An 18,262-nucleotide genomic window follows, 5' to 3' on the forward strand; every position below is an offset into this window, starting at 1 on the left:
GGTGATGAAATCAGGCCGATATTTTCAGTTCTTCCGTTCTGCGCGGTGGATAGGTTTCCCATTGGTGGCATCCCGGACATTGCCAGTAGAACTGGCGAGCTTCGAAACCGCAATGGTCGCATTTGTAACGGGAAAGCTTCGATGCGTAACGCTGGACAAGGTTACGGACAAATGAAAGATCCTGCCTGATTTCAGGCGGAACGACCAGTAACTGTGCTTCAAGCAGTTTGTCGAGGCCAAGCAGGGTTGGCGTCCTTCTCAGTTCGTCATGAACCAGCGTATTGGCTGCTTCAATACCGTCTTCTTTCAATACTGCCTGAAAGACGACTTCAAGCAGATCAATGGAAGCGGCTTCAGCCAGATAGGATTTCAGAAGGCTGATGCCTTCCTGTGGGCGTCCGACGGCCTGATAACCATCCATCAGGCGCTGTGCGACCAGAACCGTGTGTGAAATGCTTTGTTTTTCGACTCTGCGCCATGTATTCAGGGCTTCTTCCGTGTTACCCATTGCCAGCTGGGCGTCACCGTATAAAATGGTTGCGCGGGCACTCATCCGGTCTGTTGCCAGTGCAGTTTCGAGCAAGGGAATCGCTTTTTCAGGATGCCTGTTGACCAGTTCGTCTTCAGCCAGTTCACAATAAAACTGCGCAATCTGTTTATTGCGGTTACCAGTACCAGAATTCTGGAGCGCTTCGGCTGCTTCGATAGCCTGTTGCCATTCCTTTTCGCGCTGGAAAATTTCCAGCAGGGCTCGTCGTGCCTGTATGGAATAAGGGGTTTCCGTCAGTTTCTGGAAAACTTCTTCAGCACGATCCAAAAGACCGGCTTTCAAAAAGTCCTGACCCAGTTCGTACTGAGCCTGCATTTGCTGTTCGGCAGGCAAGTCAGGGCGGAGAAGGAGATTCTGGTGCATACGGATGGCGCGTTCCGTTTCGCCGCGGCGGCGGAACAGGTTGCCGAGTGCAAAATGCAGATCGGCTGTCTCAGGATCGAGCCTGACGATTTCGATGAAAGCGTCGATAGCCTTGTCCGGTTGCTCATTCAGCAGAAAATTCAGTCCCTTGAAGTAACCTTTCGGCAGGCTGCGTGATTCGGAGAGTAACTGCTTGATGTCGATACGTGCCGCTATCCAGCCTAAACCGAAAAAGATCGGAATGGAGAGCAGCCACCAGATTTCAAATTCCATACGTTTTCAATATCTATATAAAACTGCTTTACGAAGGTATTCCGTCTCCCGGGGCGGAAGTCGGTTCTTCTTTCTTTTCGACACTTTCCTGCTTGACGGATTCCTGACTGTTTTTTCTGAAACGGGCCAATTCCCTGCGCTGCCTGAATATCATCGGTGTCATCGCCAGGAGTCCAAGTATGCAACCGGCAATGAAAAAGCACAGTACGACCAGTACCAGAGGACCGCGCAGTTCATATCCCCAGAAAAAGTACAGCACCGTTTCCTGCGTGTTTTTCAGGGCCAGGCCGAAAAAGAAAATAAAAAAAACTATCGCTATTATACGAGACAACCACTTCATGATTCAGTCCTTTTCCCGGGTGAATATGAATCGCCGTCTATCACGGCGGCAAGACATGATTGTACGTGAAAAAGGGCATCCGAAGATGCCCTTTTTTGACGCTGTAAACGATTTGATCAAACTGAAAATCAGTTCTGGTTTGCCGCTACATCGACTCGCTGACGCAATTCCTTGCCCGGCTTGAAGTGAGGGACGCGTTTTTCCTCGACCATCACTTTTTCGCCGGAGCGTGGATTGCGGCCGACCCGTGGAGGGCGAACGCTGAGTGCGAAACTGCCGAAACCGCGAATTTCGATGCGCTGTCCATTGGCCAGGGCGTCGGACATGGCATCCAGTATGGTTTTTACTGTCAGTTCAGCGTCTTTCGCAAGCAGTTGTGGATAACTGCCAGCCAAAGAAACGATCAATTCGGATTTGGTCATTTCGCACTCTTGATTAAATGATTACTTGTTGTCGAATTTTGCTTTTAACAAAGCACCAAGGCTGGTCATGCCGGAGGCTGCGCTGGAATCACTCTGGATTTTCTGCATGGCTTCCTGGGTTTCCTGCTGGTCCTTGGCCTTGATCGACAATTGAAGCGTACGTGATTTACGATCGATGTTGATGATCATCACTTCGACCTTGTCGTCGACTTTCAGCTGGGTACCGGCATCTTCCACGCGATCGCGGGAGATTTCGGAAGCGCGCAGATAGCCTTCAACTTCGTCATTCAACTGGATGACAGCGCCTTTCGGTTCCACCGATTTGACGACACCGTTAACGACAGCGCCCTTGTCATTCATGGCGATGTAGTTGTTGAATGGATCGCCTTCGAGCTGTTTGACGCCCAGGGAAACACGTTCACGTTCGACGTCGATAGCCAGAACGACAGCTTCCAGTTCGTCGCCTTTCTTGAAGTTGTGAACAGCGGTTTCGCCAGCTTCGGTCCAGGACAGGTCGGAGAGGTGAACCAGACCGTCGATGTTGCCCGGCAGCCCGATGAATACGCCGAAATCGGTAATGGATTTGATCGCGCCGTTAACCTTGTCGCCTTTTTTGTGGGTTTCTGCAAATTCTTCCCATGGGTTGGCTTTGCATTGTTTCATACCCAGGCTGATACGACGACGTTCTTCGTCGATTTCCAGAACCATGACTTCAACTTCATCACCCAGCTTGACAACCTTGTTAGGTGCGACGTTCTTGTTGGTCCAGTCCATTTCGGAAACGTGTACCAGACCTTCGATACCCTGTTCGACTTCAACGAAAGCACCGTAGTCGGTCAGGTTGGTCACCTTGCCGAACAGGCGGGTGCCCTGTGGATAACGACGGGAAAGACCGGTCCATGGATCGTCGCCCAGCTGTTTGACGCCCAGGGAAACACGATTTTTTTCCTGATCGTATTTCAGGACTTTGGCGGTGATTTCCTGACCGACCGTCAGCATTTCGGACGGATGGCGAACACGGCGCCATGCCAGATCGGTGATGTGCAGGAGACCGTCGATGCCACCCAGATCGATAAATGCACCGTAGTCGGTAATGTTCTTGACGACGCCGTTGACGATAGTACCTTCTTTCAGGGTTTCCATCAGTTTCTGGCGTTCTTCGCCCATGGATGCTTCAACGACAGCACGGCGGGACAACACAACGTTGTTGCGTTTGCGATCCAGCTTGATGACCTTGAATTCCAGGGTTTTGCCTTCATAAGGCGTGGTGTCCTTGACAGGGCGGGTATCGACAAGCGAACCTGGCAGGAAAGCACGGATACCGTTGGTCAGAACGGTCAGGCCGCCCTTGACTTTACCATTGACGGTACCGGTAACGATTTCACCGGATTCCATTGCTTTTTCAAGAGCCAGCCAGGAAGCGAGGCGTTTGGCCTTGTCACGGGACAGGATGGTGTCGCCGTAACCGTTTTCAAGCGATTCAATCGCAACGGAAACGTAATCACCGACGTTGACTTCAAGTTCGCCAACGTCGTTTTTGAATTCTTCGATAGGAATGAAAGATTCGGATTTCAGGCCGGCGTTAACGACGACAAAGTTGTGGTCGATACGGACGACTTCAGCAGAAATGACTTCGCCGGAACGCATGTCGTGACGGGCGAGTGATTCTTCGAATAAAGCCGCAAAACTTTCCATTCCGGAAACAGGGTTAGATGCAACTGTAGGCATATGTTAATTGTGAAAAACCGGTTATCCAAAAAAGAATAAATCCGGGTTAGGTTTAAAAATACCCGTTAGGGCCTTGCACCTTTACGGGGCCAAACAGACCAGATGGTCTCAATTTTTACTTCTTTGTGCGAACCAATCCAGAATACGTTCAACGGTTTCGTCTATGCCCAGATGGGACGTATCGAGCGTCAATGCATCTTTTGCCGGAACAAGTGGAGACTCTTTTCGCTGGGTATCACGCAAGTCCCGTTCAATCAAATCATTTCGCAGACTGTCAATGTTAGCAGGAATTCCTTTTTCCATCAACTGCTTATAGCGTCTTTGCGCCCGAATGTCTGCACTGGCGGTCAAAAACACTTTCAATATGGCGTCCGGAAAGATGACGGTTCCCATATCGCGGCCGTCTCCAACAAGTCCCGGCGCTTTTCTGAAACCGGTTTGCAGACTGACCAGAGCCTTTCTGACTTCCGGTATGGCCGCTACTTTTGACGCCATGATCCCGACTTCTTCTTTTCGTATGGCATCGCTTACGTCTTCATCTGCAAGAAATATCCTGCTGTCGGCAAACCGGCATGGAAGGTGTGAAGCAATAGATGCAATTTGTCCGACATCTTCGATTTTGATGTTTGAACGCAGAACCGACAGCGCGGTCAGACGATACAATGCGCCCGAGTCGAGATAATGAAAATGAAGTTTTTCTGCAACGATCCGGGCAACGGTGCCCTTGCCGGAAGCGGTTGGACCGTCGATCGTGATGACAGGAATGTTTATGGATGAGTTTGACACGTTTGTAATAGTTAGGTGAAATGCCGGACTTCGTCTGTGAGTACCATTAATTCGCAACAAATATGCTGTTCAATTGAAACATATTTCTTCTGAATCTTGACAGGCAGCGTTAGAATCTGGGATAAAAATGGTACACAAGTGATGAACATCGCGCAACCCGTGATTTTTTGACCGGTTTTGCTTCCTTAATTTGACGGCGACATTAAAAAATGATTTCAGAATTCGATATATTGTCGGAAAAAATCAATCAATTGGCGGAGATGGCTCATGTTCTGAGACGCGAAAATGCCGATTTGCGATTGAAAAATGCGGAGCTGAAGCTGGAAAACCAGCAATTGGCCGACCGGATGAGTGGCGCATATGAACGGGTGTCATCCCTGATTCAGTCATTGCCCGGAACTGTAGATGAGGAGGTTGCCGAATGATTCAGCTTGATGTCAGCATCATGGGTCAGGGCTATCGTCTGGCTTGCCGCGAAGGCGAGGAAAAAATGCTTCGTGAAGCAGTCGCCTATCTGGACGAAAAAATGTGTTCCATCCGGGACGGTGGAAAAATCAAGGGCAATGACAGGATTGCCGTCATGGCGTCATTGGCGATCGCTGCCGAATTGCTGGCGACAAAATCGCCGAATGGTCCTTTGTCCGAAATGTCGATGTCCGAAATCAGGCAGAAAATGGAGACGATGAATCGTGTTCTGGATCAAGCGTTGATGCCGCAGGAAGACCTTTTCTGATTCCTTATAAATTACTGACAAATATTTCGGTTTTAAAGGTTGACAGATGTTCTCATTCAGGTAGACTGAATTTACCCTGCGGTGCTCGTGATTTGCCATATATTCTTTGAACCATTTCTGAGCACAGGTTACGGAATTTTGTTGGATGGGCGTGCTCGTCGCTCGTTCGATGAACCCGAAATCCGGCTTACCGTGACCACTTGAACCTATGGTTCAAGATGCCGGCAAAACGACACAGGCGGGGTCTCATTCCAAACGGTTGCAGCGATTTTTCCTGCAACCGTTTTTCATTTGGGAAGAGGCTTTTCAGTAACCGGTATTCCGGTCGACAAGAGAAGTGAGTTTTTCCCCTTTTTCAAAAGCGTGAATGTGTCTGGTGACCTGTTCAACCGTTGCCTGACAGAACGTCAATGCGCCGATATGGGGGGTAATGGTAATGTTTTCCTTTTTCCAGAAAGGATGATTTTCCGGCAGCGGTTCTTCACGCGTGACGTCGAGCGTAGCCGCCCTGATCTGTCCTGTTTCAAGTGCGGTTAACAGGTCTTCCTCGACAAGATGTGCTCCGCGGCCCATATTGATCAGGTATGCCCCTTTCTGAAGCTTTTGGAAGCGATCCATATTCAGGATATCTTTTGTTTCCGGCGTCAGTGGCAAAAGGCAGATCAGAATCCGCAAGTCTTTCAAAAAGGCCTCCAGCTGATTGTCGCCATGAAAATCATCGACGAAACCGATGTTTTTCTTGTGGCGGCTCCAGCCACGGACCGGAAAACCGAACGGCGAAAGCGCTTGTGCTACTGCGGTTCCCATCACACCCATCCCCATGATTCCGATCGTGAAATCCTGTCGTTTGAAGGGATCGAGCATTTCCCATTTTTTTTCGCGGGCAAGTCGTTCATATTCGTCGAAACGACGGTAATAACGCAGCACGGCATGGGTAACGTATTCAGCCATCTGAATCGCCATGCCAGCGTCTTCAAGCCGGAAAATGGGAATGGTGGAAGGAATGACGTGGCTTAACCTGAGCAGGGAATCCACCCCGGCTGCCAGATTGAAAATCGCTTTCAGTCCTTGCCGGTTTTCAAAGAGGGCGGCAGGGGGATGCCAGACCAGTGCATAATCGGCCGGTTCCGTATCGCCTTCCTGCCAGAGCCGGATATCGGCTTCCGGCAATGCGGCTGCCAGTTTCGGCAGCCATTCATTCGGGTCTTCGCCTTCGTTATAGTACAGAATGCGCATGGTCGTGTTCCTCCAGTCCCGGCATTCTTGCCTTGACTTCGGTGGATTCGCGAGTTTTCAGTCCCAGTTTGGCGAGCATGGCACGGTCTTCTTCCGCCTCGGAATTATCCGTTGTCAGCAGTTTTTCGCCGTAGAAAATGGAATTGGCGCCAGCCAGGAAACAGAGAGCCTGTATGGCTTCACCCAGTTCATGGCGTCCCGCCGACATACGGACACGGGCTTGTGGCATGACGATACGGGTAACGGCAATTGTCCTGACGAATTCAAGCGGATCAAGTTGCTCAACGCCGAACAGCGGTGTTCCCGGAATCGGAACCAGATGGTTGATCGGTACGGCTTCGGGATAGGGATTCAGGTTGGCGAGCTGGGCGATCAGTTCGGCACGCTGCTGGCGCGATTCGCCCATGCCGATGATGCCGCCGCAGCAGACTTTGATGCCGGCTTTGCGGACACGTCCCAGTGTGTCGAGACGATCCTGATACGTTCTGGTGGAAATGACGTTGTTGTAATGGCTTGGGGCCGTATCGAGATTATGGTTGTAATAGTCGAGTCCGGCTTCTTTCAGCTGTTCTGCCTGTTCTTCTTTCAGCATCCCCAGCGTCATGCAGGTTTCAAGACCAAGCGATTTGACGGAACGGACGATGTTCAGATATTTCTCGAAGTCGCGGTCGTTAGGGGAACGACCGGATGCGCCCATACAGAAACGGTTCGCGCCGTTTTCCTTCGCTTTTTTCGCAGCAGCCATAACGGTTTCAAGCGACAGCATTTTGCTGGGTTCGACTTCCGTATTGTGATGAATGGATTGGGAACAATAGCCACAATCTTCGGTACAGGCGCCGGTTTTCAGGGAAATGAGCGTTGCCAGTTCGACATCGCCTTCCGGGAAATTGGCACGATGGATTTCCTGTGCGCGAAACAGCAGTTCATTAAAAGGCAGCTCATATAAAGCCAGAATTTCCGCAACCGGCCAGGTTTCAAATGCGGGCACTTCGTTATCGGAGACAGGACGGTAAAAATTAATGGGTTGTGACATGAAATACTCTTTCAAACCTTCAGTTATTTATAAGGACCAATCGGTCAGGCGATGCAAATCAAGGAAGGTATCTGCATCGGCAAAGGATTCGAGATACGGCAGCGTTCCCAGTTTCGGGGCATTCAGTCTCGCTTCCAGTGTATGGATGTTTTCGTCGCAAAAAGGCATCCGCGGATCAATCGTGTTGGCGACCCAGCCAGCCAGTTTAAGGCCTCGCGAGCGGACAGCCTCGGCAGTCAGAAGGGCATGATTGATGCACCCCAGCTTCATACCAACGACCAGTATAACAGGAAGTGCCAATTGTACGGCCAGTTCGGCACTGTCCGTACAATCCGTGAATGGAACACAAAAACCGCCAACGCCTTCGACGATGACGGCATCGGCCTGATCGCGGATTGCACGGTAACACGACACGATGTGATGATTGTCGATCACCACCTGGTCCAGTTCGGCCGAGAGATGGGGGGCGATCGGGGTTTTCAACAGATAGGGCGTTGTCAACGAAAGCGGAAGACTCATGTTGGACGCTTTTGTCAGCGCGTCGACGTCTTCGTTGTGCAAGGCGCCATCGGATTCGAAAGCACCGGCGGCAACCGGTTTCATTGCGGCGACCTGCAGGCCCTTTTTGACTAGTGCGCGGATAATGGCACAGGAAACGGTCGTTTTGCCGATTTCGGTATCGGTGCCGGTAATAAAACAGGACAAGCGGGTCATGACTTCATCATTTCTTCAAATACAGAGATCGTTTTGTGTGCCAGAAGTCCGATTTCTTCTCCATTCAGGATGTAAGGTGGCATCAGGTAAACGGTATTTCCAATCGGTCTCATCAGCAATTCGTGTTGCAAAGCCTTCTCGAAAAAACGTCTCGGGAAAGTAGCCTGCTTTTCCGTTTCCAGGTCGACGTCGAAAGCCCAGATCATACCTTTATTTCGGAAATGTTTGTTCCTGGGATGAATTTCAAGCGGCTTCAGGGCTTCGGACAACTGTCTGGACACGGTCTGGTTGCGAGCAATGACGTTATGGTTTTTGAACAGATCCAGTGTGGCGAGTGCGGCTCTGCAAGCCAGTGGGTTGCCGGTATAGGAATGTGAATGAAGAAAACCCCGCGTGATGTCCATGTCGTAAAAGGCATTGAATACGTCATCTGTCGTCATGACGAGGGATAGCGGGAGAAAACCTCCTGTAATCGCCTTTGAAAGACAGAGCATATCCGGCCAGATACCGGCCTGTTCACAGGCAAAGAAAGTGCCTGTCCGACCGAAGCCGACAGCGATCTCATCGGCGATAAAATGGATCTTGTAACGGTCGCAGAGTTCCCTTACCCGTTTCAGATAGAGCGGGTCGTACATGACGAAACCGGCAGCGCACTGGATGAGCGGCTCGACAATAATGGCTGCAATCTTTGCTGATTTTTCCTGCAACAGCGCTTCCAGTTTGTCTGCCGCTGCATTGGCGACATCGGTAGCCGTTTGCCCGTCTTTCGCGTGTCGGCTGTCCGGTGATTCAACGATATTGGAATTGCGGATCAGCGGGGCATAAGAGTCCCTGAAAAGCGTGACGTCAGTGACGGAAAGCGCGCCGATCGTTTCACCGTGATAGCTGTTTTTCAGACAGATGAATTCCTGTTTTTCCGGGTGGCCGCTGTTTTTCCAGTAGTGAAAGCTCATTTTCAGGGCGATTTCCACAGCGGAAGCCCCATCGGAACCATAGAAACAGTGGCCGAGGGTATTTCCCGTCAGTACCGACAGCCTTTCTGACAGTTCGACAACCGGTTCGTGCGTACAACCGGCCAGCATGGCATGTTCAAGGGTGTCGAGCTGGTCTTTCAGGGCTTTTGAAATAAACGGGTTGGCGTGGCCGAAAATATTTGTCCACCATGAACTGATCGCGTCAAGATAACGGTTTCCATCCTGATCGAAAAGCCATGCGCCTTTGCCGCTTTTCAGGGCGACAAGTGGCAGCGTTTCGTGATGCTGCATCTGCGTGCATGGGTGCCATACGCTTTTCAGGCTGCGATCTATCCAGCCTGCTGAACGGGAAAATGACTTTTTCACGGAATTTGTCTTTTAAAAAATCAGAAGTAAGTACCGTCGAAGTATACCCATTCCGAGCCTTCTTTGACAAAGCGGCTGATTTCATGAAGTTTCTGCATTCGGCCGTTTACCTTGTAACTGGCGATGAATTCTACGGTTGCACGGTCTTCATGTTCCTGATCGCGCAGGATTTTGAGCCCGATCCACTTGGTCGGCTGCTTCTTTTCGATGATCACGCCGGAAGGACGGTTTTCTTCCGCCCATGTCAAACGAAGATATTCCTCGTTTTCAAGAACGTACGCCGTGTATCGGGAACGCATCAGGGAAACTGCATCAGGTGGACGTGCCTTGCCTTCCAGATACGGCTGGCAGCAATCCGCATAGGAAGGATTGCCGCAGGGACATGCTTTCTGTTCGGTTTTCGACATGGGCAAATTACTTCATTCCGAAAAACTCGAAATCGACTTCCGGGAGTCGTCCGGAAACGATATCGGCAATCGAGCGCCCCGAACCGCAGCCCATGGTCCAGCCCAGCGTGCCATGGCCTGTATTCAGGAAAAGATTGCTGATTTGCGATTTTCCGATGTAGGGAATATTCGATGGTGTCATCGGACGCAAGCCTGTCCAGAAATGAGGTGCGGAAAAATCACAGGCCTCCGGAAACAATTCCGAGGTACGTCTGATCAGTGCTTCGCATCGCGCTTCATTCAAAGGGCGTTCGTAACCATTCATTTCCGCCGTTCCGCCAACCCGCAGCCGGTTGCCGAGACGGGAGAATACCAATTTGTGTCCGGCGTCGATCAGGGATACAAGCGGAGCCTTGTCCGGATTGGTGACGGGGAAAGTGGCGGAATATCCCTTGGCAGGGTAAATCATCAGCGAAATGCCGAGCGGCTTTAAAAATGGTGCGGAAAAACTGCCCATGGAAATGACGAAGGCATCGGCTTTCAGAACCTCGAATTCACCGGTTGGCGTAATGGTTTCGACGGCGACGATTCTCGATGCCGCTCCGCTTCCTTCCTTGATCAGGCGTGTTGCCGTTGTATTGAAACGGAACTCGACCCCTTTTTCAATCGCTTTTTCAGAGAGGGCAACCGTGAATTCACGGGAATCACCATGTTCGTCGTCGGGTGTGAAATCGCCGCCGATCAGCTTGTCGTGGACAGGTGAGAGAGCCGGTTCGATCTGTACGACTTCATCGGGGCTAATAGTATTGCGGGGACAACCAAGCGACGTCATCAGCTTTGCGCCAGCCTTGGAGGATTCATAGTCTTCCTTGTCGGTATAAAAGTGCATGATGCCGTGGCTTGAATGGGTATAGTCCAGCTTTGTCTCTTCCCGCAAGGCACGGAGTGTTCTCTTGCTGAAATCCGACATGGCAACGCACTGGCGCGTATTGTGTGCCGTGCGTCTCGGGGAACATTCCAGCAGAAAGCGGGCACCCCATTCCCACTGCAATTGTTCTGCACGAAAACGATAAAGAAGAGGGGCATCTTCCTTGCCCAGCCATTTCAGGATTTTCGACGGGGCAGAAGGGTTTGCCCAGGGCTCCGAATGGGAAACGGAAATCTGGGAGCCGTTTCCGAAAGTGGTTTCCTGCGCAGCGCCCGGACGCCGTTCGATAACGGTCACGTCATGTCCTGCCTGTCGGAGAAACCATGCCGCTGCCGTTCCGGTGATACCCGATCCTAATACAATGACTTTCACAATTTAGCCTCTTTTTTATTGATTCTCTGTCCGGCCGGATGATTCCGGCTCATTTTTTTCCGTTATTTTAAAATGATTGTTTTCGGAAGAGGACTCTTTTTTTCGAAGGCGATGCAATTCGTCCGTAACGGCATGCGTGACGACGACGTCCAGCGTGCTTTGCAAGTCTTTCTGGATTTCGGATACGAGCGTTCCGGTCATTTTCTGGACACTCGCTGCCAGATTCTGCTGAATGATTTCTTCAAGCACGAACTGGATGCGTTCTTCAACGCGTTTCAAGATTCTTTCTGATAGCCGCTGTTCCAGCTCTTCCCAAGCCGTTTCATTCTGCGTGGAATCGACAAGATCGGGCAGTGTCGAGAGTATTTCCGTCAGGACGGGAATACCGTCATCATCCTGTATGGAATGATCTTCAGGAATCGCTTCTTTTTTTTCGGGGGAAATGTAATCATCATTGCTGTTCATTATTTTGCAGTCTCGTGATGAAGGGTGTATCCACGTTCGCGGTAATGAACGTATCGTTGTCGTCCGGCTTCCGTGTCGGCCGGATCGGTCGATACCAGTTCGAGCAAACGTTCGAATTGTGCGTAAAAAGCCGGGATGTCCGGCGACAGGTTGAGCAGAATCTGGCTGTGTGGCAGTTCATCGGTATCGCTGGAGGTCAGGATGACAGGGCAGCGCGCAGCATGTCTGTCGCCTAGGACGGCATGCGGGAGAAAGTCCGAATCGGAAAAAGTCCACAGGGTATCGTCAAGCCTGTTTAACAAATTGCGATCCGTCGCGTAAATGACGACGCGGCAATCGGATGAGTTGGCGAGCGCTTTCCGTACCCATCGACAGGTATAGTGGATTTTGTCTGCAATATGTGTGCGGAATTCAATGTTGGTCATACAGGTTGCCGGATATCGATTAAAAACGTGAATTGACCCGAATGAAAATCGGGTCAATTATGAAACGTTTTCGCTGCATTAGTAAAGGCTTTATGCCGCCAGCCCATTATGCCGGAGCAGGGCGTCAATCGATGGCTGCCTTCCCCTGAAGGCGACGAACGATTCGATGGCGGGCCTCGAGCCTCCCACGGACAGGATTTCTTCAAGCAGTTTTGCACCCATGGCCGGTGAAATCAGATCGTTTCCGTCAGCCAGCGATTCCTCGAATGCGCTATAGACATCGGCGGAGAGCACTTCAGCCCATTTGTAGCTGTAATAACCCGCCGCGTAGCCACCTGCAAAAATATGGGAAAACGATTGCAGGAAACGGTTGAACTCAGGCGGAATGACAACGGCATATTTATGCCGGATAGCATCGAGGACATCCTGCACCGTTTTCCTGCCGTTCGGGTCGTAATCGTAATGCAGATGCATGTCGGCAAGGGAAAATTCGACCTGACGCAGCATCTGGAGTCCGGACTGGTAATTCTTTGCCGCGATCATTTTGTCGAAAAGCGCTTTCGGCAAAGGCTGTTTCGTTTCGATATGGGAACTCATGTTCTGGATGACATCCCATTCCCAGCAGAAATTTTCCATGAATTGCGACGGTAATTCGACCGCATCCCATTCCACACCTGAAATACCCGATACGCCCAGTTCGCCCACTTTCGTCAGGAGATGATGCAGACCATGACCGAATTCATGGAAAAGCGTCATGACTTCATCGTGTGTGAAAAGCGCAGGCTGGAGTTTTCCGTTTTTCTCAATCGGTGAAGAGAAATTGCAGGTCAGATAGGCCACCGGCGTCTGGATGCCATTTTGCGTAATGCGACGGCTGCGGGCATCGTCCATCCATGCCCCTCCGCGTTTTCCGGTACGGGCGTATAAATCCATATAGAACTGGCCAATCAGTTTCCCATCCTTTTCGATACGGAAGAATTTGACATCCTTGTGCCAGACGGGAGCCGTATCCGGAAGGATGGTCACGGAATAAAGTGTCTGGACCAGTTTGAACAGGCCTTCCAGAACGTTCGGTTCAGGGAAATACTGTTTGACTTCCTGTTCGGAGAAAGCATAACGTTTCTGGCGCAGTTTTTCGGAAACGAACGCCATGTCCCAGGCTTTCATCTCGTCGATGCCGAGTTCTGTTTTGGCAAATGCCCTGAGTTCTTCCAGATCTTTTTCAGCGAACGGCCTCGCTTTTTTCGCAAGGTCTTCCAGAAACGAAATCACTTCATCCGGTGTCCTGGCCATTTTCGCGACCAGCGAAACTTCCGCATAATTGGTGTAGCCAAGCAAATCGGCTTCTTCTTTTCTCAAGCGCAGCAGTTCATTGATGTTGCCGGTATTGTCCCATTCCGGGTTGGCACCCAGTTCCGATGCCCGGGTTGCATTGGCACGATACATTTTTTCGCGCAGTTCCCGGTTTTCGGCATATTGCATGACCGGATAGAAAGACGGGAAGTGCAGGGTGAATTTATACCCGCTCTTGTTTTCGTTTTGTGCCATGGCACGCGCGACGTGCAGATTGTCTTCGGGCAAGCCCTTCAGATCGGCTTCGTTTTCAACCAGCAGCTCGAAATGGTTGGTCGCGTCCAGCACGTTTTCGGAAAAACGGGTGGAAAGCGCAGCCATTTTTTCCTGAATGTCGGCAAACTGCTTCTTCTTGTCTTCCGGCAATTCGGCGCCACCGAGACGGAAATCGCGCAGGGAATTGTCGATGACCCGTTTTTGGGCGTCATCAAGGCTGTTGAAAGAAGAGCTGTTGCTGATGGCTTTGTATTTTTCGAACAAGGCCAGATTCTGGGACAGCGCTGTCCAGAATTCGGTTATCTTCGGCAGGTTTTCATTGTATGCCGCGCGCAGTTCAGGTGTATCGACGACAGCGTTCAGATGGCCGACGATGCCCCATGCACGGGAGAGCTGTTCGGTGCAATCGTCCAGAGGAGTGATGAAATTGTCCCAGCTGATTTCCGGCATGGGCGCTTCCAGTCCGGTTACGACTGTCCTGCAGCGTTCCAGCAAGGTATCGATGGCCGGTGAAATGTGTTCAGGCCTGATTTCATCAAAGCGGGGCAGCCCCTCGAAATTCAATAACGGGTTTTTCATCAGATATTCCTTCCGGACAGTTTTGGTCGATTCAAATAAAAAAGGTACGCATTGCGTACCTTTTTTTCCGCTTTTGCGTTTATTTCTTTTTGGCTTCCAGCCGTCTTTCAGCCGCTTCAATCGTGTTCAACAGCAGCATGGTAATGGTCATGGGGCCGACACCGCCCGGTACAGGGGAGATGTAACCAGCCACTTCCTTGGCATTCGGAAAGTCTACATCACTCCAGAGTTTTCCGTTTTCATCGCGCTCAACACCGACGTCGATAACGACAGCACCCGGTTTGACCATATCGGCCGTGATGATGTTCCGCTTGCCCGTTGCGGCGATCAGAACGTCTGCCAGACGGGTGTGGTGACCCAGGTCGCGTGTCTTGGAATTACAGATGGTGACGGTAGCGCCGGCTTGCAAGAGCAGCATGGACATCGGTTTGCCGACGATATTGGAAGCGCCGACGATAACGGCATGGGCGCCACGCAATGGATAATCGATGGATTCCAGCATCTTCATGACACCGTACGGGGTGCATGGCTTGATCCTTGGCTGTCCGGTCATCAGAAGGCCGGTATTGACGACGGTGAAGCAGTCCATATCCTTTTCAGGATCGATTGCTTCGATAACCTTGCGTCCATCGATATGGTCTGGCAGAGGCAACTGGACCAGAATGCCATGAACGGATGGATCTTCGTTCAGGACACGAATGCGTTCGAGCAGCTCGGCTTCGGAGAAATCGGCGTCGTATTTTTCCAGAATGGAACGGATGCCGTTCGCTTTGCAGGCACGTTCCTTGTTCAGTACGTACACCATGGAGGCCGGGCTGTCGCCGACCAGAATAACAGCCAGTCCGGGGAGTTCCCCTGCTGCGGTCAATTTGGCTGCACGTGCAGCGATATCTTCGCGAACTTCCTTGGCCAGTTCATTTCCGTTGATAATTTGGGCAGTCATTTTGCTTGATGAATAAAAACCGTTAAAAAAATAATTATACGATGAACAATTTATCTCTTTTTTGCGTATGTAGAAAACGCATAATGAGTAAAAGCCTTATAAATTACACGAAAAAGGCAATTTATTGAAGAGAATCAGGATTTTTTCATGTTTGCAACAAAACAGAAGCCGTTCTGGCTATCATTTCTGCTATATATCCGGCCATCATTCAAGCATAAGACTGTTTTTTGATTTTCTGTTTTTATGGTTTATGATCAATCCGTAAACGCGTTTTTCTGATTCTCCAGTTGTGCATTTCTTTTGCCGTTTTAAATTGGGAGGTGTTTATGACGAACCCGCAGGACGACATTTCTGTCAATGTTTTTGATCCTGACGAGCAGGAAACGTCGGAATGGCTCGAAGCGCTTCATTCCGTTATCGAAAGCGAGGGGCGAGACCGCGCTCACTATCTGATGGAGCGGCTGGCCGATGTCGCGAGACAGAAAGGCGTCAATCTTCCTTTTTCCAGCAATACCGCCTACATAAACACCATTCCTCCCGATCTTCAGCAGGGTTCGCCGGGGAATATGGATTATGAAGCCCGTCTGAGAGGCTGGATGCGCTGGAATGCGATGGCAATGGTCGTTCGCGCCAACAAGGATGGCGACAATCTGGGCGGTCATATCGCCTCATTCACCTCGCTGGCAACCATGTTCGGCACTGGTTTCCATCATTTCTGGCGTGCGCCGACAGAAACCTTCGACGGCGATCTCGTCTATTTTCAGGGACACTCCTCTCCCGGCATTTATGCACGTGCTTTTCTGGAAGGGCGGTTGTCCGGGGAACAGCTGGAAAATTTCCGGCGTGAAGTTCATGGAAACGGCCTGTCTTCCTATCCGCATCCCAGACTGATGCCGGATTTCTGGCAGTTTCCGACCGTATCGATGGGACTCGGCCCGATCATGGCGATTTATCAGGCACGTTTTTTGAAATACCTTCAGGCACGGGGTATTGCCGATACCGAAGGCCGGAAAGTATGGGTTTTCTGTGGCGACGGCGAAATGGACGAACCGGAAGCCAAGGGCGCGATCAGTCTGGCGTCCCGCGAGACGCTCGACAACCTGATCATGGTTATCAATTGCAATCTGCAACGGCTGGACGGCCCCGTGCGTGGCAATGGCAAGATCATTCAGGAACTGGAAGCGGATTTCAGGGGATCTGGCTGGAATGTCATCAAGGTCATCTGGGGTTCCGACTGGGATGAACTCCTTGCAAGGGACAAGGACAACATCCTGAAAAAAGTCATGATGGAAACCGTTGACGGCGAATACCAGACCTACAAGGCCAAGGATGGCGCCTATGTCCGTGAACATTTCTTCGGGAAAGACCCTCGTCTTCTGAAGATGGTCGAAAACATGTCGGATGATGAAATCTGGCGTCTGTCTCGTGGCGGTCACGATCCACAGAAAGTTTATGCGGCGTTCAAGGTGGCGCAGGAACATACCGGACAGCCGACCGTCATCCTGTGCCAGACCGTCAAGGGGTATGGCATGGGCAAGGCTGGTGAGGCATTGAACATCGCCCATCAGGTCAAGAAACTCGACGACAAGACAATCCGTTCCCTGAGAGACAGGGCAGGCGTACCGATTCCGGACGACAAACTGGATGAAGTGCCTTTTTACATGCCTCCTGAAGATGCACCTGAAATGATTTATCTTCATGAACGGAGAAAATTGCTGGGTGGTTATCTCCCGCATCGCCGCGAGAAGGCAGATGAGCATCTGAGTGTTCCACCCTTGTCGGCTTTTCAGGCCGTGCTGGAGCCGACGCATCCGGGACGCGAAATTTCGACGACACAGGCGTATGTGCGCACACTGGGTATCCTGCTGAGATCGACCGATATCGGCAGACGGATCGTGCCGATTATGGTGGATGAATCGCGTACTTTCGGTATGGAAGGCCTGTTCCGGCAAATCGGTATCTACAACCCGAAAGGCCAGCTTTATGAACCGGTCGATCAGGACGAGGTCATGTATTACCGGGAAGACAAGGCAGGCCAGATTCTGCAGGAAGGCATTACTGAAGCCGGAGGTATCTGTTCATGGATTGCGGCGGCGACGAGTTATTCGACGAGCAACAAGATCATGCTGCCCTTCTATACCTATTATTCGATGTTCGGTTTCCAGCGCACGGGGGATTTGATGTGGGCGGCAGCGGACATGATGGCCCGGGGTTTCCTGATCGGGGGGACTGCCGGACGTACCACATTGAACGGCGAAGGCCTGCAACATGAGGATGGCCATAATCATGTCATGGCGGCGACGATTCCGAACTGTCTTCCATACGATCCGGGTTTTGCCCATGAAGTGGCGGTCATCATACAGGACGGTGCCCGTCGTATGGTCGAGAATCAGGAAAACGTTTTTTATTACGTGTCGGTCATGAATGAATCCTATCCTCAACCGGGAATGAAGCCGGGACAGGAAGAAGGCATTCTGAAGGGCATGTATCTGCTGGCTGAAGGTGAAAAAGACCTGCCACATCGTGTCCAGTTGCTGGGTTCCGGAACGATCACCCACGAAATGCTTTCCGCGGTCGAACTGCTGAAAAATGACTGGAAGGTTGCGGCAGACATCTGGTCGGTGACTTCCTTTACGCTGGTGGCGCGCGAAGGCAACGATATTGAACGCTGGAACATGATGCACCCGGGAGAAGAACCGAAAGTGCCTTATGCGACCCAATGCCTGAAGGATACCAAGGGCCCTGTAATCGCGTCGACGGATTACATTCGCCTGTTTGCCGAACAGATCCGCGCATATATCCCTGAAGGGCGTTCTTACACCGTTTTGGGTACGGACGGTTTCGGCCGTTCGGACACACGTGCCAATTTGCGCAATTTCTTTGAGATCGATCGTTATTATGTGACAGTTGCCGCTCTTGAAGCACTGGCCAGATCAGGCGACATACCGGCTGAAACGGTTTCGAAGGCAATTGAAAAATACGGCATTAACAGGGAAAAACCGAACCCGGTCGACCTGTAACAGCAAGCTGCCTGAAAAGTGAAATATCGTATTTCCTGCATTAAGACATAAAGGGAT

18 protein-coding genes and 1 other RNA gene are annotated in these 18,262 nt (G+C 51.1%); 4 read left to right on the forward strand and 15 right to left on the reverse strand.

Features of this window, described 5'->3' with window-relative positions; genetic code table 11:
• Window positions 1–10: 10 nt before the first annotated feature.
• From lapB to cmk, 5 genes are all read right to left on the reverse strand, one after another.
• The gene (lapB, locus tag BRW83_RS02350) at window positions 11–1,186 is read right to left on the reverse strand and encodes a lipopolysaccharide assembly protein LapB (RefSeq protein ID WP_005881915.1); all 1,176 of its coding nucleotides are present in this window, start codon (window positions 1,184–1,186) and stop codon (window positions 11–13) included.
• A gap of 28 nt (window positions 1,187–1,214) precedes the next feature.
• Window positions 1,215–1,526, reverse strand: coding sequence for a LapA family protein (locus tag BRW83_RS02355; RefSeq protein WP_005881913.1), 312 nt, complete (start codon window positions 1,524–1,526; stop codon window positions 1,215–1,217).
• A gap of 128 nt (window positions 1,527–1,654) precedes the next feature.
• Window positions 1,655–1,948, reverse strand: a complete 294-nt coding sequence (locus BRW83_RS02360) for an integration host factor subunit beta (RefSeq protein ID WP_005881910.1) — start codon at window positions 1,946–1,948, stop codon at window positions 1,655–1,657.
• 21 nt (window positions 1,949–1,969) lie between these two features.
• Window positions 1,970–3,643, reverse strand: a complete 1,674-nt coding sequence (rpsA, locus tag BRW83_RS02365) for a 30S ribosomal protein S1 (protein WP_036604018.1) — start codon at window positions 3,641–3,643, stop codon at window positions 1,970–1,972.
• A 141-nt stretch (window positions 3,644–3,784) separates the two neighbouring features.
• Window positions 3,785–4,462, reverse strand: coding sequence for a (d)CMP kinase (gene cmk / locus BRW83_RS02370; RefSeq protein ID WP_005881906.1), 678 nt, complete (start codon window positions 4,460–4,462; stop codon window positions 3,785–3,787).
• A gap of 209 nt (window positions 4,463–4,671) precedes the next feature.
• Here cmk and BRW83_RS02375 point away from each other — a divergent pair, with 209 nt between their 5' ends.
• The 3 genes from BRW83_RS02375 (at window position 4,672) to ssrS (ending at window position 5,444) form a co-directional block, all read left to right on the forward strand.
• Complete coding sequence (locus tag BRW83_RS02375) at window positions 4,672–4,887, forward strand: hypothetical protein (RefSeq protein WP_005881903.1); 216 nt, start codon at window positions 4,672–4,674, stop codon at window positions 4,885–4,887.
• Window positions 4,884–5,195: a cell division protein ZapA gene (locus tag BRW83_RS02380; RefSeq protein ID WP_005881901.1), complete on the forward strand. Its 312-nt coding sequence runs from the start codon at window positions 4,884–4,886 to the stop codon at window positions 5,193–5,195. The genes BRW83_RS02375 and BRW83_RS02380 overlap by 4 nt, the downstream gene beginning before the upstream one ends.
• Window positions 5,196–5,265: 70 nt before the next feature.
• Window positions 5,266–5,444, forward strand: a non-coding RNA gene (gene ssrS, locus BRW83_RS02385) — 6S RNA.
• A gap of 57 nt (window positions 5,445–5,501) precedes the next feature.
• On the opposite strand, the gene BRW83_RS02390 is transcribed toward ssrS, so the two are convergent.
• The 10 genes from BRW83_RS02390 to folD form a co-directional block, all read right to left on the reverse strand.
• Window positions 5,502–6,431 carry a 2-hydroxyacid dehydrogenase gene (locus BRW83_RS02390; RefSeq protein ID WP_005881899.1) on the reverse strand — a complete coding sequence of 310 codons (930 nt, stop codon included), beginning with the start codon at window positions 6,429–6,431 and terminating at the stop codon, window positions 5,502–5,504.
• Window positions 6,412–7,464, reverse strand: coding sequence for a biotin synthase BioB (gene bioB, locus BRW83_RS02395; RefSeq protein WP_005881897.1), 1,053 nt, complete (start codon window positions 7,462–7,464; stop codon window positions 6,412–6,414). The genes BRW83_RS02390 and bioB overlap by 20 nt, the downstream gene beginning before the upstream one ends.
• 27 nt (window positions 7,465–7,491) lie before the next feature.
• Window positions 7,492–8,178, reverse strand: a complete 687-nt coding sequence (bioD, locus tag BRW83_RS02400; RefSeq protein WP_005881895.1) for a dethiobiotin synthase — start codon at window positions 8,176–8,178, stop codon at window positions 7,492–7,494.
• Window positions 8,175–9,518 (reverse strand): adenosylmethionine--8-amino-7-oxononanoate transaminase, encoded by a 1,344-nt coding sequence (gene bioA, locus BRW83_RS02405; protein ID WP_005881892.1) that lies wholly within the window; start codon window positions 9,516–9,518, stop codon window positions 8,175–8,177. Before bioA ends, bioD begins: the two co-directional genes overlap by 4 nt.
• A gap of 20 nt (window positions 9,519–9,538) precedes the next feature.
• Entirely contained in the window at window positions 9,539–9,925 is a 387-nt protein-coding gene (locus BRW83_RS02410; RefSeq protein ID WP_005881890.1) for a YchJ family protein, read from the reverse strand.
• A gap of 7 nt (window positions 9,926–9,932) precedes the next feature.
• Complete coding sequence (locus tag BRW83_RS02415; RefSeq protein WP_005881887.1) at window positions 9,933–11,204, reverse strand: D-amino acid dehydrogenase; 1,272 nt, start codon at window positions 11,202–11,204, stop codon at window positions 9,933–9,935.
• 15 nt (window positions 11,205–11,219) lie between these two features.
• The gene (locus BRW83_RS02420; RefSeq protein WP_005881885.1) at window positions 11,220–11,669 is read right to left on the reverse strand and encodes a hypothetical protein; all 450 of its coding nucleotides are present in this window, start codon (window positions 11,667–11,669) and stop codon (window positions 11,220–11,222) included.
• Entirely contained in the window at window positions 11,669–12,094 is a 426-nt protein-coding gene (locus BRW83_RS02425; protein ID WP_005881883.1) for a DNA polymerase III subunit chi, read from the reverse strand. Before BRW83_RS02425 ends, BRW83_RS02420 begins: the two co-directional genes overlap by 1 nt.
• Before the next feature lie 90 nt (window positions 12,095–12,184).
• Window positions 12,185–14,242 carry a M3 family metallopeptidase gene (locus tag BRW83_RS02430; protein ID WP_005881881.1) on the reverse strand — a complete coding sequence of 686 codons (2,058 nt, stop codon included), beginning with the start codon at window positions 14,240–14,242 and terminating at the stop codon, window positions 12,185–12,187.
• Between the two features lie 79 nt (window positions 14,243–14,321).
• Window positions 14,322–15,185, reverse strand: coding sequence for a bifunctional methylenetetrahydrofolate dehydrogenase/methenyltetrahydrofolate cyclohydrolase FolD (gene folD / locus BRW83_RS02435; protein ID WP_005881879.1), 864 nt, complete (start codon window positions 15,183–15,185; stop codon window positions 14,322–14,324).
• A gap of 326 nt (window positions 15,186–15,511) precedes the next feature.
• Here folD and aceE point away from each other — a divergent pair, with 326 nt between their 5' ends.
• Window positions 15,512–18,205 (forward strand): pyruvate dehydrogenase (acetyl-transferring), homodimeric type, encoded by a 2,694-nt coding sequence (gene aceE, locus BRW83_RS02440; RefSeq protein WP_005881876.1) that lies wholly within the window; start codon window positions 15,512–15,514, stop codon window positions 18,203–18,205.
• Window positions 18,206–18,262: the final 57 nt, after the last annotated feature.

Source organism: Oxalobacter formigenes (assembly GCF_002127965.1).
Taxonomy (GTDB): domain Bacteria; phylum Pseudomonadota; class Gammaproteobacteria; order Burkholderiales; family Burkholderiaceae_D; genus Oxalobacter; species Oxalobacter formigenes.